Origin of the sequence: Leptospira hartskeerlii (genome assembly GCF_002811475.1) — a bacterium.
GTDB classification, from domain to species: domain Bacteria; phylum Spirochaetota; class Leptospiria; order Leptospirales; family Leptospiraceae; genus Leptospira_B; species Leptospira_B hartskeerlii.
In genome coordinates, this window is sequence record NZ_NPDL01000003.1 from 320384 (window position 1) to 335516 (window position 15133).

At 41.1% G+C, this 15133-nt stretch carries 12 protein-coding genes; 2 read left to right on the top strand and 10 right to left on the bottom strand.

What is annotated here, in order from left to right; translation table 11 throughout:
* Position 1: 1 nt before the first annotated feature.
* The 6 genes from CH352_RS06965 to hisD are packed head-to-tail and all read right to left on the bottom strand — an operon-like array spanning position 2 to position 10224.
* A complete protein-coding gene (locus tag CH352_RS06965; RefSeq protein ID WP_100706095.1) occupies positions 2–2947 on the bottom strand; it encodes an LPS-assembly protein LptD in 2946 nt (981 codons plus the stop codon).
* Positions 2948–2976: 29 nt separating this feature from the next.
* A complete protein-coding gene (locus CH352_RS06970) occupies positions 2977–3822 on the bottom strand; it encodes an undecaprenyl-diphosphate phosphatase (RefSeq protein ID WP_100706096.1) in 846 nt (281 codons plus the stop codon).
* A gap of 23 nt (positions 3823–3845) precedes the next feature.
* Positions 3846–4586 carry a lipoprotein LipL31 gene (locus CH352_RS06975; RefSeq protein WP_100706254.1) on the bottom strand — a complete coding sequence of 247 codons (741 nt, stop codon included), beginning with the start codon at positions 4584–4586 and terminating at the stop codon, positions 3846–3848.
* 50 nt (positions 4587–4636) lie between these two features.
* On the bottom strand, positions 4637–8077 hold the full coding sequence (gene mfd, locus CH352_RS06980; protein WP_100706097.1) for a transcription-repair coupling factor: 3441 nt from the start codon (positions 8075–8077) through the stop codon (positions 4637–4639).
* A 6-nt stretch (positions 8078–8083) separates the two neighbouring features.
* Positions 8084–8935 carry a pantoate--beta-alanine ligase gene (gene panC, locus CH352_RS06985; protein WP_100706098.1) on the bottom strand — a complete coding sequence of 284 codons (852 nt, stop codon included), beginning with the start codon at positions 8933–8935 and terminating at the stop codon, positions 8084–8086.
* The gene (hisD, locus tag CH352_RS06990; RefSeq protein ID WP_100706099.1) at positions 8932–10224 is read right to left on the bottom strand and encodes a histidinol dehydrogenase; all 1293 of its coding nucleotides are present in this window, start codon (positions 10222–10224) and stop codon (positions 8932–8934) included. The genes panC and hisD overlap by 4 nt, the downstream gene beginning before the upstream one ends.
* A 64-nt stretch (positions 10225–10288) precedes the next feature.
* On the opposite strand from hisD, the gene CH352_RS06995 reads away from it, so the two are divergent.
* Positions 10289–11062: an exodeoxyribonuclease III gene (locus CH352_RS06995; protein ID WP_100706100.1), complete on the top strand. Its 774-nt coding sequence runs from the start codon at positions 10289–10291 to the stop codon at positions 11060–11062.
* 2 nt (positions 11063–11064) lie between these two features.
* On the opposite strand, the gene CH352_RS07000 is transcribed toward CH352_RS06995, so the two are convergent.
* Both CH352_RS07000 and CH352_RS07005 read right to left on the bottom strand, forming a co-directional pair.
* Complete coding sequence (locus tag CH352_RS07000; RefSeq protein WP_207766654.1) at positions 11065–11433, bottom strand: hypothetical protein; 369 nt, start codon at positions 11431–11433, stop codon at positions 11065–11067.
* Positions 11434–11580: 147 nt separating this feature from the next.
* Positions 11581–12621 carry a GGDEF domain-containing response regulator gene (locus tag CH352_RS07005; RefSeq protein WP_100706255.1) on the bottom strand — a complete coding sequence of 347 codons (1041 nt, stop codon included), beginning with the start codon at positions 12619–12621 and terminating at the stop codon, positions 11581–11583.
* A 177-nt stretch (positions 12622–12798) separates the two neighbouring features.
* On the opposite strand from CH352_RS07005, the gene CH352_RS07010 reads away from it, so the two are divergent.
* Positions 12799–13269, top strand: a complete 471-nt coding sequence (locus CH352_RS07010; protein ID WP_100706102.1) for a four-helix bundle copper-binding protein — start codon at positions 12799–12801, stop codon at positions 13267–13269.
* Here the strand turns inward: CH352_RS07010 and CH352_RS07015 are convergent.
* Positions 13266–14693, bottom strand: a complete 1428-nt coding sequence (locus CH352_RS07015) for a histidine kinase dimerization/phosphoacceptor domain -containing protein (RefSeq protein WP_100706103.1) — start codon at positions 14691–14693, stop codon at positions 13266–13268. The two genes, CH352_RS07010 and CH352_RS07015, sit on opposite strands and share 4 nt — an antisense overlap.
* Positions 14690–15133, bottom strand: a complete 444-nt coding sequence (locus tag CH352_RS07020; RefSeq protein WP_100706104.1) for a response regulator — start codon at positions 15131–15133, stop codon at positions 14690–14692. Before CH352_RS07020 ends, CH352_RS07015 begins: the two co-directional genes overlap by 4 nt.

Consider the following 15133-nt stretch of genomic DNA (forward strand, 5'->3'; position numbering starts at 1 on the left):
ATTATTGCGATTCGACTCCTTCCGTATAACCCGTCCTAAGAGGACGTTTTCTAAACCTGAACAGACGGATCCTGGAAAGTTGGGAAGAATCTTCCTGACCTAAACTGAAATCCGTTAAAGATATGGAGAAGAATATTGACTGGTCGTAAAAGGTTACCTGACTCGCCCCAGTCGTTCCCCCAGGTACGGATCTAAGATCACTACTTAGACCTAATCTGAAATTCATAGTGTGCAGATTATATTTTAAGACCATCATTGCTCGGTTAACATTCAGAGCAGTGGTTTGTCTTGCTTGGGTCCCGTTGATCCCAGAACCATTGATAATATCCTGACCTAAATTTGTAGGATTCATATTCATAGAAGTGAATGGAGAAGTAGGATCCGTATTCAAAATATATCTTTGATAATAATAATTGTCCGTTTGGTTCGTATATCTCCAAGGTTCGGTCACCCTGGAGTCTATCTCCGCCTCAATCCCGAATTCTCTAGTGATATCGATACTTGCCTTAGCGTAGATCCTATAATTGTCCATCATAGAAGCATAATAGATATGATACCATGTCCCACCTACTTCCAACTCACGTATATATCTTAAGAAAGGAAGTCTAAATCCCCCCATCTTATAAGAAAGGGTGAAGTTATTGGACAAAGGACGATGCAGAGGAGTATGATATACAAAGTCGTTATTAAAGAATATTCCTGTATAAAAACTTCTTTTTCTTTCCAGAAGTGTTCTTTTTCTTTTACTAAATCCTTCCAAGAAATCTATATAACCCGCAAAACGAAATACCGTATAATACCATCTTTCCTGGCTTGTAGGTTGAGGCTGGTATTCGTCCGAAAAGTTCCTAAGATCTCGGATAGTCTTAAGAGAAATTTCAAAATTCTCCAAAGCATAACTTTCCAAGGAAAGTTCCAACTCATGCTGTCGGTTTTTCATGAGGATTGGATCTTGTAAGTCAGGCTTCTCCGCTTCTAACTTACGATAAGTAGTATTAAAGAATAGGATCGGGGCACCAATCCTCAAATTGGTATTTGTTCTGAAATATTGATAACTGTCCCTGGCTAAACTTCTTTCCAAAGACGTAAAGTTAGTATTAACAGTATCCGAATTTCCTGCAGGCAACTGAGCGGATTGTTTTTTAGCACCGTAATAAACACTCGGAGCCAAGGACACATAACTTCCAAAATTCATAGAAGTCCTAAATCCGGTCTCACCCTGTAAGAAGTTTTGGGTTCTGAGCAGATTTTCCTTATAATCCCCGTTCGGATTATCATAACTTCCATCCGAGGTAGGAATTTTCAATTTTTCCTGAGTAGGAACTCCGTAGAATCTCATCAATGTATTCGTTAAATACACATCCCAATACACTGGGGTCTCGAAATAAGGAAGCCTAGTAATTTCCGAACTATTCTTGATCGTAACGGAAGGAAGAACATCGACTGTAGGAAAATAACCGGACTTGGTGAGAGGAGAAAGGTTATAGAAGAGCATATTTCTCTTCATGTTGATATTAACCGAAAGATCTCCTCTATTTTCAGTATAATCCAATTTCCATTCTAAGTTATTACGAACATAACCGTAACGAACGTCCCTGAATGTATATAATGACTGTAAGCTATTGCTAGGTTGGTATCTATTTCCGTATTCATATTCGAATAAACGGTTTGTAAAATTCTCATATTGAACGGAAAGGTTTCGAGTAACGTCCTTCTCCGTATTATTCATTTTAGAATTTAAGAATATTCGACCCTTCCACCAAGGATCTCTATCTTCTCCGATATTCGGGATATTGGTCCCCCAATAATTCCCCTTATCCACTTGGTTCGTGACCGCACTTGTTCCCAAACCATAATTTGCAAATCGATCCTCAAAACCGGAAGTGATCTGATAAGCCTTATGATTTGCAAAACCTAAATCTATCAAATAGTTTAGATTAGCACTTTGCCTCCACATTTCCAGTTGGAAGGCCTGTCCTGTTTTTTCGTAGAAATCGGCGCGAGCCTTATAACCCATTGGAGTCCAAGACCAAGTAGGAATTGTAGACCATTGTAATGAGTTTTGGATAAATAGACCTTGTGTATTGTTCTTACCGGCTTGGGTAGTCCAACCATTCCCTAAATTATTATTATAGAAGAATGGAAGCCAGAATACTGTTGTACCTCCTACCTGGAATCGAACGTTAGTGCCTACAACGGTTCTATCCTGATAGAGAACAACCTTATCTACTTTGAAAGAATAATGAGGTTTCTCTGCGTTACATGACGTGAAGTATCCCATCTCCAACATGTAACGTTTATCATCTAATTTTTTGACCTTCTCCCCGAAGAAATAAGCGGGAGCGACTGTGCCCTTTGTATTATAGACCACACCCTTATCCAATTTATAGTCGTAGATAAATTTATCGCCGGTGATCTTGGCTCGGCCGTCTTCGAATTTGATCCCACCTTCCGCATACACTTCTCCGCGATCGGAATCCACGGAGATAGTTTCCGCTTCCAGACTACCTGATCTGAGTTTGATACGAACTCTACCTCTCAAGATCAAAACCCCACCCTTGGTTTGGTCCACTCTCATGAGTTCACCTTCTGCGGCGTTCTCGATTACCATTGGTAAGTCTTTTTTAGTTGTTCCGGCTAACGCGGCGAAGTCAGCCTTATTGTCTTCCTTCTCCCCTAAAGCAGCTTTTAATCTTTTACGTCTGGTATAGATAGAACCTTCTCTGGAAAGCCCGAGGTTCTCTAACTGTTCATCCACTTCTCTTTCGCTTAGGACTTCGATGGATTTGTTTAAAAGGCGGTTTCTGGTCTTAACAACCGATCTTTGGGTATCGTCTTCGGAGTTCGCATCACCCGCAGAACCCCTAGGGCCTAGGTCGACCGGTTGCCCCCAAAGCAAGGTAGGCAAAAAAAGCAAAAATAGACAATTTCGGATCCAGGGGCGCATTCCGATCTAAGCCACACTATTGTGTCAGGTCAGCCTTGCATCACTAATTTGTAGAAGAGCAACACAGAGACCCCAAGAAGTATCCGATACCAGCCGAACCCAGTAAAGGAATGGGTCCGTAAATATCTCAGAAACCATTTGATCACGAAAAAGCAAAGTAAGAAAGAAAGAACAAAACCCAAACTTAAGATCGGTAAATTCTCCAAATTTAACACCGCCCTATGTTTGAATAATTTATAACCTCCGGCTAAGAATAGAACAGGAACAGCAACGAAGAAGGAAAACTCCGCAGAACTTTTGGTATCTTTTCCTAAAAATCTTGCGGTCACGATAGTCGCTCCCGATCTGGAAACCCCAGGGACCAAAGCCAAACATTGGAAGATTCCGATAATGATGGCATCCTTTGTATCGATAGGTTCGCTTGTTTTTATCTTCTCTCTTTTTTGGAACCAGAACTCGGAGAGTAAGATCAAGAGCCCTCCCACAAACCAAGCCCATCCTAGGATCGCCAAAATGTCCCCTCTGGACTTGATCGTATCTAAAAATCCTCTAAACAAAAATCCAGCAGCCATAATAGGCAAAAATCCGATCGTAACTCTGGTTAGAAAAAGGAATCCTTCCCTGTTTTCTTCTTTGCGGAGAAGGTAACGTACTGCAGATCTTCCCTGCTCTAAGAACTTCTCCCGATATAAAACAACTACAGATAGGATCGCACCACTTTGGATGAATATATCGAATAAGTCGTCGAAGTCCGCTCCCTCCGAAAATGGATAAAAGGAGGAGAATAAGAAAAGGTGTCCTGTGGAGGACACCGGTAAGAATTCCGTAATCGCTTCAATTACGCTACGGAAGATTGCGTTTAGATATGAATTCAAATCGTTGAAAAAATTCTTTTTTTTTACTTAGTGGCTTCGGGCGCCGGTGCAGGAGTAGAAGCTTCCGGTGCTTTGGTCTCCTCGACCTTAGGAGCCTCTTCTTTGCTCAATTCAGGGAAGCTGAACTCTTTATCTAGATATTTTTCAAGATCAAACTTATCGTTATGTTTGATAGCGACAGTTTCTTTAATTCTATCTAGAACTGATTTATAAACTTCTTCCGATTTTCTTCCCTTGATCTGAGCTCTTGCAGCGTCATAACATTGTTCCAAAGTTAAGGACTCAGCTTGTTTGTATTTAGTACGGAGTTCTTGACAACCTTGGTTTAATTCTTGCTCAGTGATCTTAATTCTGGATTCGATCTGCTCAGCGATATACATTCCGTAAATCAACTGCATTTCTTGGAACTTTAAGATTTCTTTAATATCGGATCTTTTGCTGAAACCACTCTTATCTGCGGCAGCTTTGACAACCATCATCTCATGATAACGATCAAAAAACTTTCTTTTTCTGAATTCGTTTCTGAGTTGCAGGAAACTTTGAGGAACTTTACTTTCTTCTTCGGTTAAAAATTTAATAACGTTCTTTTTTTCTATGTTTTGAGTGCGGCTTAAAGTATCCAAAGCGGTATCAAAAGCGCTTTCAAAACTTGCAGTAGTCAGCTTATTACCGTCGATGGACTCGATAACCGGAGTCCCGTCTCCGCAATATGCGAAAGAGAAAAAAGATATGAGTAAAGTGAGAGAAAAATATAGCCGTTTCATCTGTGTTGGAATTCCTACGCAAAAAATAGGAGAACCGGGCCTGGCGTCCATTACTTTTTGTCGGGTAACATTTCCGTTAAGAAGTACACAAGTTTCACGAGTTTGTCTTTTTGGTTGGCTTTCCCCGGAACGTATAAAAGTACATTCGGTTCTCTAGGATTCATGGTAAGACCCATCCGAGCGGAGATCAAGTTTACTATTTTGTCATAACTGCCTAAGAAATGTGCTCCTAATTTTAGGCGAATTTCTTCCCCGAGCTCGGACACAGATTCAAAGCCCAAGACAGAAGCTAAGGTCCTGATCTTTTCCAACATTAGGAAAGTTTTTGCCTCTTCCGGAGGTTCACCGAAACGATCTGTCATTTCTTGCGTAACTTCTTCTATTTCGTCCAGGTCTCTTGCACCTTCGAATCGTTTATAAAATTCTATCTTCTGTCTTGTGTCCGGTATATAAGATTCAGGAATGAAGAAGTTAGAATCCAAATTGATAGCAGTTCTTACTTCAATTTTTACTTCTTCACCTTTGATCCTGGCAATTGCCTCTTCTAACATCTGCACATACAGATCGAAGCCAACTTCCATGATATCTCCGGATTGCTCTTTCCCTAAAAGATTTCCGGCTCCTCTGATTTCTAAGTCTCTCATTGCAACTTTGAATCCGGAACCGAGTTCTTGGTATTCATAGATAGTATTCAGGCGTTTTTCCGCATCTTCGGTCACCACTCTATCTTTAGGAAGAAGAAGGTATGCAAATGCTTTTCGGTCACTTCTTCCTACTCTACCTCGGATCTGATACAACTGAGAAAGCCCAAATAGATCCGCTCTTTTTACGATCAGAGTGTTTACATTTGGAATATCTATCCCGGATTCGATGATTGTAGTCGTAACAAGAATATCAAATTTACGCGCATAAAAATCTACTAAAGTTTCTTCGATCTCATCTTCCGTCATCTGTCCATGAAGAACTCCGATGGACGCCTCAGGAACGATCTCGTTCAATCTTTTAGTCTCTTGTTCAATCGATTCTACTCTATTATAAAGATAGAATACTTGTCCCTCTCTCGCAAGTTCGGTGCGGATCGCGTCTCTTAGGACCTCTTCGTCCTCTTCGATCACATAAGTTTCCACACTCTGTCTATTCTTAGGAGGAGTAGCAATAATAGAAAGTTCTCTTATCCCGGTCAATGCCATATGAAGAGTTCTAGGAATCGGGGTCGCGGTCAGAGTTAGGACATCCACAAGATTTTTGATCTTCTTAATGGATTCCTTATGGTTCACTCCGAATCTTTGCTCTTCATCTATGATGAGTAGTCCCAGATTTTTGGGCTGGACAGAATTTGCTAAAACCGCATGAGTTCCGATGAGCATATCCACTTTTCCGGAAGCAAAACGTTTCAGAACATCGCGAGTCTCCGCTGCAGTTCTAAGACGAGAAACGAGTTCCACAGTGATCGGATAATTCTCGAATCTCTTTTTCATATTATTATAATGTTGTAAGGCGAGGATTGTGGTTGGAGCAAGCATTAGGATCTGCTTACCTGCCATTGCCACTTTGAAAGCTGCTCGAATGGCAACTTCTGTTTTTCCGTAACCAACGTCTCCGCAGATAAGGCGATCCATAGGCTTTATGGATTCTAGATCTTTCTTAACAGCTTCTATTGCTTCAATTTGATCTGGAGTTTCCTCATATTCGAATTCTGCTTCAAACTCTTCCTGATAAATCGTGTCAGGTGGGAAAGCATAACCCTGTAATTTGATCCTATTGGAATACATATGGACCAGATCTTCCGCAAGACCTTCGACTGCTTTCTGGACTCTGTCCTTTGTTTTTTTCCAGGTACTTTTTCCGAGGCTGTCTAATCTTGGTCTTTCAGTTCCGCCAACAAATCTTTGGACTAGAGAAATTTGGTCCAGAGGAACGAATAACGTGTCTCCGCCATAATATTCTAATTTTAGAAAGTCTCTTTCTTTTCCCCCCGCATTTACTCTTTCTATTTTAAGGAATTTTCCTACTCCATGATTTACATGGACCACGAAGTCCCCTTCTTTCAGATCCAAGAAGCTTTGAATAGCCTTGCTACTTTGTTTTTTGAATCTAGTCTTACGTTTATATTCTCTTCCGAATACGTCGTTCTCTGATAAAAACAAAAGTTTCTCTTCTTCCCATAAAAAACCGTTCCGTATTTCGGAAACTGCTAAATACACTTCTTCTTTCGATTTGCCGGGAAGAACGATCGGCTCAGGCTCAGAAGCCTCAGAATTTAATAAACGAATTCCTTCCGATCCAAAAAGTCCCAAAAGCCTTTGGGTCTGGGCCTCGAAAGAAGAAGTGAGAATGATCTTCCATCCACCTTCCGTTTTTAATTCTCCCAGTTTTTCTCGAACTTCTCTGATCTTTCCCTTGAAAGACGGAGCCTGATGCAAAGGGCAGACCAGATCTTCGGGCTTACTTGGAGGAAGTTGGGTAAATTTAATACCGCTTAGGTTTTCTAAAATTTCAGATTCTTCTTTATCTCTTAAAAGTAAAGAAGGAGGAGGAGCGCAGAGGATCTCTTTACTTCTTTTTTCGTAAAGAGCGTCATATTCCCTTAAAAGGTGAGAATATCTTTCTTTTGCTCCATTCGGATCCGGAAAAATCAGCCCCGGCTTTGCTTTAAAAAAAGATAATATTCCTTTATTTTCACGGACCATCGGGATCAATTCTTCGTAATAAGTCCCGCCTGCATCGTCCGGGATCTCAGGTAAATGAAGTGATTTATCCGCGTTTGCGATCAGATTCCGATAAGCTTCTTTCTGAGAATCTGTCAGAATGAACTCGTCTGCAGGAAGCAAGAACGCCTCTTCCAAATTCTCCAAAGATCTTTGGGTTTCCGGATCGAATGTTCGAATGGATTCCACTTCATCCCCAAAAAAATCAATACGGATCGGATCGGAAGAGAAAGAAGAAAATACATCTAAGATCCCACCCTTCAAACTGAACTCACCGAATGCTTGGCACATGTCCACTCTGTGATAGCCGAGTCGAACCAGTTCTCTCATTAGATTTTCAGGTTGTATCTCTTGTCCTAATTTTACGGACAAAGATCTTTCTTTCAAAGCGGAAGCTTCCGGAAGTGTTTTCAAGAAACCTGAAACGGAAGTGAATACTAAAACTTTTTCTCCCGATAGGATACGTGCAAGAGCTTGGATCCTCTCTCTTTTCATTTCCTGAGGATAACGCATGTATTCGTAAGGCAAAACTTCCTGGCCAGGAAGATAACAAACCAGATCAGGCTCTAAATAACTTAAGGATTCTCTATACAAAAATTCCGATTCGGTATTCGTAGAAGAGATTACAATTTTAGAATTTTTCTGGGCCTGAAAGATAACGGAAGATAGAAGTGAATGAACTGAATTCGGAACGGAAGAAATTTTAGAATTCTCTTTTGCAGAAGAAAAAAGATCTTCCAGAGATTTTTTCCAATCGGATTGAGTGGAAACAGACTTAGCCATATTAAATCAAGACACCTTTACGGTTAAATTATCGATCAATCTTACCTGCCCTAAAAAGGCAGCAACAGCGAGTAGGACTTCCCCTTTTAGAATATGAAGTTCTTCTAATGTGTTTGCGTCCAAAATTTCCAAATAGTCCGTCTGTATTTTGGAAGAAGAATCCAGAACATCTCTCATTACAGTCAGAACTTCCCCAGGATCTTTTTCTCCTTGTCGAATTAAACTCTCCCCCAAACGTAAGGCCCTAATAAGTAACAAAGCTTCTTCTTTTTCCGGTCCTACCAAACGAGCGTTTCTAGAACTTAATGCCAAACCTTCTGCGGAGCGAACCGTATCTACTCCAATGATCTCCATAGGAAAACCGAGAGCTCGAGTGAAATCTTTTACGACCAGATATTGTTGGTAATCCTTCTTACCGAAATAAGAACGATCCGCCGGAATTGTATGGAACAAACGGGAAAGAACAAGAAGAACACCTTCAAAATGTCCGGGTCTGGTCGTTGCATCCAAATTTTTCATCAAATGAGGGATACGCAATTCTACCTCTGGAATTCCTCCTGGATACATCGTGTCTTTGTCCGGTAAAAATACCAGATCCACCTTGGATGATTTACAAATCTCTAAATCGCCTTCGGTGTTGATCGGATATTTTGCATAATCTTCCGGATCGTTGAACTGAGCAGGGTTCACAAAAATAGAAACTACAGTTTTGGAATTTTCGGCCGCGGAACGAACGAATAGATTCGAATGTCCTTCATGCAAAAAACCCATAGTAGGAGCAAAACCTACGGAAAGTTTTTCGGACTTCCAGGAGAGTATTTGGTTTCTGACTTCGTTTGGGTCCTTGGATACGATCATGGCTTGCCGTTTTGAGAAAGACGTACTTTTACTGAATTTCCATGTTCCTCATCCAAACCTTCGAATTCGGAGAGAACTTTTACATAAGGATATAATTTTTCTAAAGAGTCCCTGGTTACTTCCTGATAGGTCACTCTTTTTAAGAATGTTAGAACTCCTAAGGAAGAGAAGATCCTACTTCCACCAGCTGTAGGAAGAATATGATTTGTCCCGCTGATATAATCCCCCATTGCAACAGGAGAATAAGGTCCTAAAAATACGGAACCTGCATGTCTGATTTTCTTAAATAATTCCTGATAATTTCGAGTCTGGATCTCTAAGTGCTCCGGAGCATATAGATTAGAAAAATTTACACATTCTTCTAAATTAAGAAAAACTAATATCCAACTTTCATTTTCGATCGAAGCCCTTTTGATGGTCTCTCTTTTAGGTCTTTCTTTTAAAGCCTTGTCTATTTCTGCCGAAACCTTTTTGGCAAATTCTAATGAATCGGTGCAGAGTATCGCCGCCGAATCTTCTCCATGTTCTGCTTGGGAAAGCATGTCTGCTGCTACCCAGTTTGGATTTGCTGAATCGTCCGCGATCACAAGTACTTCACTCGGACCTGCAGGGCTATCGATCCCGATCACGCCCTGTCCGCTTAATAGGACTTTTGCTGCGGTCACAAATTTGTTCCCTGGTCCGATCACAAATTCGGAACGAGAAATTGTTTCAGTTCCGTAAGATGCGGCCGCAATTCCTTGGGCTCCGCCAACTGTTACGATCGAATCTGCGCCCGCAATTTTAGCTGCAGCATACAATCCGTCGGGGATACCATCTTTTTGAGGAGGAGTAACGATCTGAATATGTTTTACACCTGCGATCTTTGCAGGGATCACTCCCATCAGAATGGTTGAAGGATATAATGCCTTTCCGCCGGGAGCATATACAGTTACTGATTCTATTGGAGTATAACGAATTCCTAATGTATTTCCGGAAACATTCACATCCAGGTTGGTCGGCATCTGTGCTTTGTGGAATGTTTCAATATTCTCCTTAGCCTTTTCCAATGCCGCAACGAGTTCGGAGTCCGCTTTTCCTTTCCATTCTGAGACTGGATAAACCAATTTTTCAGGTTTAAGTCCGTCAAATTTTTGGGTAAGCTCATAAACAGCTTTGTCCCCGCCTTCTCTTACCTGATCCAAAATGGGACGTACCAAGGCCAAAGTGTCATTTAGATCCTGCTTTGCTCTCTGGAGAATGGGTTCAAAGGAAAAATCCAACCCTACTTCCCTGATACGAATGCTCATACGGACATTTTTTTTCTTTGCCCGGACTTAGCATCCCGAAAATCCTGGGAACTCTTTAACACCTATGAAAGTTTTCTGTCTGAACTGCAATGGAATCCGATCCGCCTGGGGTAAGGGTCTAGGCGACGTCATCTCTTCCGAAAAACCCGATTTTGTATGTTTCCAAGAAACCAAAGCACAACCGGAGCAACTCAGTTCGGAAATTTGGGAAAAACTGGGATACAAAGCATTCTTCCATTCTGCGGAAAAAAAAGGATACTCAGGAGTTTCTCTTTGGACCAAGCAGGAACCTAAAAAAGTAACCTATGGATTGGGTCTGGATGAATTCGATAAAGAAGGTAGAAGTGTACTTGCTGAATTCGATTCATACGCCATCTGGACGGTTTACTTTCCTTCCGGAACCACAGGTGATGTGAGACAAGCAGCCAAAATGAGATTCCTGGAAGAATTCCTAAAAATTTCCGCGAAGTTAAAAAAGAAACATTCCAATCTAATCTTATGCGGTGATGTAAATATTGCCCATACAGAAATAGATATACACGATCCGAAAGGAAATGCGAAGAATAGCGGTTTCCTTCCGGAAGAAAGAGCCTGGGTGACTAAATTTCTATCCACAGGTTGGGTAGACAGTTTCAGGGAATTGTACCCGAGCAAACAAGAATATACTTGGTGGACGTTTAGGGCGGGAGCAAGAGGGAATAATAAAGGATGGAGGATCGATTACTTTTTCGTGACCCCGGAGCTTAAATCCAAACTCAAAAAACTCACAGTCAAAAAAGATCCTATCCTTTCAGATCATGCAGTGATGATCTTAGAAGTCGATCTTCCCAAAAAGTAAAATTACTTTTTAGGAAGAGTAAGATCTATCTTTGGAAGGTTCTTCTTTAGAAATTCTGAAAGTTCGGATTCGAATACCAAAACAGTATCTGTAATTCTTTCAGAAGATTTGGATTTCACCACTTTCTTATCTAAAAGTTTTCCGGAAAATAATAACGGTTCTTTCCAAAAAGGAACACGTATCTCTATAACTGCATTGCTTCCATCCGGATCAGGATGAAAACGATCCAAGGTAAAGCTGAGCGCCGTGCCTTCGATTCCCTCCCAAGTTGCCTGGAAATCCCCGGAAGAGGAATGCACCTGCACTGGAACCTTTACGGTCTCAAAAAACCTATTTTTGAATTCCTGTACTATTTTATCCAATATGGCCATTTCTATCTCTATATATCGTTTATTAAGTTATAAGACTTAGTGCGATGCAAACAAATTTCAAATTTTAGGAAAAAAATGAAGGAGATTCATTACAATATGGGAAAAAAGACCTTAGTCAGACGACTGGTTAGGCCTAAGTCCAAGGGTTTAATCTTTATATACGGTGCTTCTATTTCTTCCGGCTTCTTTGGATTTATAGAGAGCCTTGTCCGCTTCTTCCAAAAACTTTTTACTCTCTTTGTCTCTTCCGGACATACGAGTGCTAATCCCTATACTAACGGAAACAAATTCTGAAGTTTGAGAACCTTCATGAGGGATCTTTAGTTCTTGGACACGGTTCCTGATATTCTCAGCAACGAGAGTCGCCTTGTCTGAATCTGTTTCAGGAAGGATCACTGCGAACTCTTCTCCACCGTAACGCGCAGGAAAGTCTCCTGCTCTTCTTGCAGTATTTTTCAGAACTCCTGCGACCTGGCGGATACATTCGTCTCCCGCTTGGTGGCCGTACGTATCATTGTACTTTTTGAAAAAATCTATATCCAACAAAAGTAGTGAGATCGGTTTTTCGGAACGACATGCTCTCTTCCACTCTACTTCCAAGATCTCGTCAAAAAACCTTCGGTTCCAAATTCCGGAAAGACCATCCGTCCTAGAGACTCTGAGTAATGTTTGATACGCTTCCGAAAGTTTGTCTGTGATCTCTTCGAGGTCTCTTTCTCTTTGTTTCCTTTGGAGCATCTCATGACGAAGTCTTAAAGTAGATCGGACTCTTGCTCTTAGTTCGTGAGCGTCAAACGGTTTAGTAACGTAATCGATCGCGCCCAATTCAAATGCCGATTCAAGAGTTTGGGTATCATGGATTGCAGTGATGATAATGACAGGTAGGTCGGAAAATTCTTCCTTAGAACTTAAGGTGCGAAGAATGTCCAAACCGTTCATTCCTCCGGGAAGAAGAATGTCTAAAAGTAAAAGTGAAACATCTTTTTTGTTTTCAGGGTTTCCTTGGAGACCTAACCATTCCAAGGCTGTCTCAGGGGATTGAGTGGAAATAACGTCCCCATATCCTGCTTTTTTTAGGATCCTTTCTACAAGCAGGCAGTTTTCAGGTGCATCGTCCAGAATGAGGATTTTGTCCGATTCGCCAATCGCCGCGGATGATTCGCTTTTTTCTTTCGTGGGTCCGAACATTTTAACCGGTTTCATTCATCCGACGAGTCTTTTCAATTAGAGCTACTTAGTGGGAAGAATTTTCCAAACCTATTCTAAAAGTTTCGAAAAGAAAGCGGTTTTTTTTAAGGTTTTCAACCTATTTTAGGCGACGAAATCCGGATTCTGGAATAACTTAGAGCACCGAGGGAGGTTCCTTTGGAACAGAAAATATCTAGAAAACAAATCCTAGGGCTAGGCGCGACTACCATGGCTCTACTCGCAAGTTCTTCCGTTTTAGGACATGATCACGGGGATAAAAAGGCTTCCAAAAAGAAGAAGTCAGATAAAATTTCCGTGCCAGGCTCAGCGATCGAAGCCTCCTCTGCTTGTATTTTAAAAGGTAGAATCTGCATCAGTATGTGCGTGAATATGCTAGCAGAAGGTGATAAGGAAATGGCGGATTGCCTTAGATCTGTCGAAGAGACTGTGGCGCTATGCGATGCATTCGTTGTATTGTCTTCTTTGGGTTCGGCTTCGACCAAAAAATTAGCTTCTATCTGCTTAGAGTCCTGCGAAAGATGTGCCGCTCAATGTGATAAACACGCGGACCATCACGAAGAATGTAAGTCATGTGGCGAAGCTTGCAAAGCTTGCATTTCCGAATTCAAAAAATTACTGGCTGCTTAATACGCGAACTCAATTTGGAATCGGGTTCCTGGAGCTGAAGTATTGATGTCCAATTTTGCCTTTAACTGTTTGGATAAGATCCGGATCAGTTGTAAACCTAAGGTTTCTTTGGCTTCGATCTGAGGATAATCCGGGATCCCCTTTCCATCGTCCCCGACTTCCAAAAAGAATATCCCATCTCCGGACTTTGCTTTTATATAGAACTGTCCCTTCTTCTTTTCCGAATAAGCATACTTAATAGAGTTTGTGGCGATCTCATTGATCATCATCCCGATAGGGAGAGCCTTCTCCACAGCCAAACTTAGATTTCCTACATCGACCACTCTTCCAATCTCTGCACCTATCCCATACACGTTCCAAAGATTATCTAATAACTTATCCACATAAGAATTTAAACCGATCTCAGCCAGATTTTTGGAATTATAAAGTTCGTTATGCACAAGGGACATGGAGTAGATCCTACTCTCTGTATCTCTTAACTCTCGAGTCACTTCTTTGTTTTTTGCATAATTGGCCTGCAGGTTCAAGAGACTCGCCATAATCTGCAGATTGTTTTTTACTCTATGATGAATCTCCTGCAGAAGCGCTTCCTTATCTCTTAATGATTGGATTAGATTATCTTCCGACAATTTCCATTTAGTCATATCCACCAAGATCGCAAGAACCACTTCTTTTCCTTCCAGTTGAAATCTATAAGAAGTGATTTCCATTAGAAGTGGAGTTCCGTCCTTGGATCTATGCACATGTGTCTCCGGAATATTTTTACCAGTATGCAGAGCTATATATTGTCTACGTTCTCCGGAAGAAACACCGATAAACAGATCCGAAAATTTCATGCGAAGAAGTTCTTCTCTATCGTAACCGTAAATCCGTTCCGTTTCATGGTTCAGATCCAAAACACTTTCAGATTCATAATTGTATAAAACGATCGGATGAGGATTATGCTCGAAGATAAGCCTATATCTTTTTTCGTTCTCTTTGATAAGAAATGCCTGCTCTTCCAGCTTGGATAACATGTCTTGTCTTTCAATCGCATAAAGAATAGATCTAAAAAGGAGATACGAATCGAATTTACCTTTGATTAGATAATCCTGACCTCCTGATTGTAATGCTTCCATTGCAACAGTCTCATCCTGAGTCCCGGAACAGATCACGATCGGTATTTTAGGAAATGCCTTCTTGATCATCTCGAATCCATCCAGACCGAAACTATCAGGCAGTGTTAAGTCCAGAAGAATACAATCTATCCCCCCTCCTTGATCTTTCAGTTTTTCCAAAGCATCCGCCACAGTAGGAGAATGTTTCAAACTTACCCCGGAAGGATCCGCCTCTTTCAAAAATATTTCGAACAAACGATAATCGTCCTCGTTGTCCTCTACTACTAAAATTTGTTTCACTCGCACGGACACTACTCGTGGATTCATCTTGGAGGCAACCTTGAAGTTTTGAACCAATAGATACGTAAAGTATCCATCGCTTCTAAAAAATTTTCGTATTCCACCGGCTTCTGTATATATGAGTTCGCGTGTAAATTGAAAGTGGCTATAATATCCCTTTCAGATCCGGAAGTAGTCAATACCACAACCGGGATCCGTTTGTATTCGGGATCCGATTTGAGTTCTTCCAAAACTTCTAATCCGTTCTTTTTAGGAAGATTTAGGTCTAACAGTATTAGATCAGGCCGCCTTGCTCCAATGAATTCACCCTCTCCCTTTACAAAGTCCATCGCCTCTTCTCCGTCTTTTGCCACGAAAAGTCTTTTGTCGGATTTAAGATCATTCAATGCCTCTATAGTGAGCCGAACATCCGCAGGATTGTCTTCCACAAGAAGAATATCGAAATATTGTTTAGAAGAAGCATCCAT

Excerpts from the sequence above, each read along its gene's own strand:
- hisD (WP_100706099.1), bottom strand. The coding sequence starts at position 10,224 with ATGAGCATTCGTATCAGGGAAGTAGGGTTGGATTTTTCCTTTGAACCC.
- panC (WP_100706098.1), bottom strand. The coding sequence starts at position 8,935 with ATGATCGTATCCAAGGACCCAAACGAAGTCAGAAACCAAATACTCTCC.
- mfd (WP_100706097.1), bottom strand. The coding sequence starts at position 8,077 with ATGGCTAAGTCTGTTTCCACTCAATCCGATTGGAAAAAATCTCTGGAA.
- CH352_RS07020 (WP_100706104.1), bottom strand. The coding sequence starts at position 15,133 with ATGGATGCTTCTTCTAAACAATATTTCGATATTCTTCTTGTGGAAGAC.
- CH352_RS07005 (WP_100706255.1), bottom strand. The coding sequence starts at position 12,621 with ATGTTCGGACCCACGAAAGAAAAAAGCGAATCATCCGCGGCGATTGGC.
- CH352_RS06965 (WP_100706095.1), bottom strand. The coding sequence starts at position 2,947 with ATGCGCCCCTGGATCCGAAATTGTCTATTTTTGCTTTTTTTGCCTACC.
- CH352_RS07000 (WP_207766654.1), bottom strand. The coding sequence starts at position 11,433 with ATGGCCATATTGGATAAAATAGTACAGGAATTCAAAAATAGGTTTTTT.
- CH352_RS07015 (WP_100706103.1), bottom strand. The coding sequence starts at position 14,693 with ATGAATCCACGAGTAGTGTCCGTGCGAGTGAAACAAATTTTAGTAGTA.
- CH352_RS06995 (WP_100706100.1), top strand. The coding sequence starts at position 10,289 with ATGAAAGTTTTCTGTCTGAACTGCAATGGAATCCGATCCGCCTGGGGT.
- CH352_RS06975 (WP_100706254.1), bottom strand. The coding sequence starts at position 4,586 with ATGAAACGGCTATATTTTTCTCTCACTTTACTCATATCTTTTTTCTCT.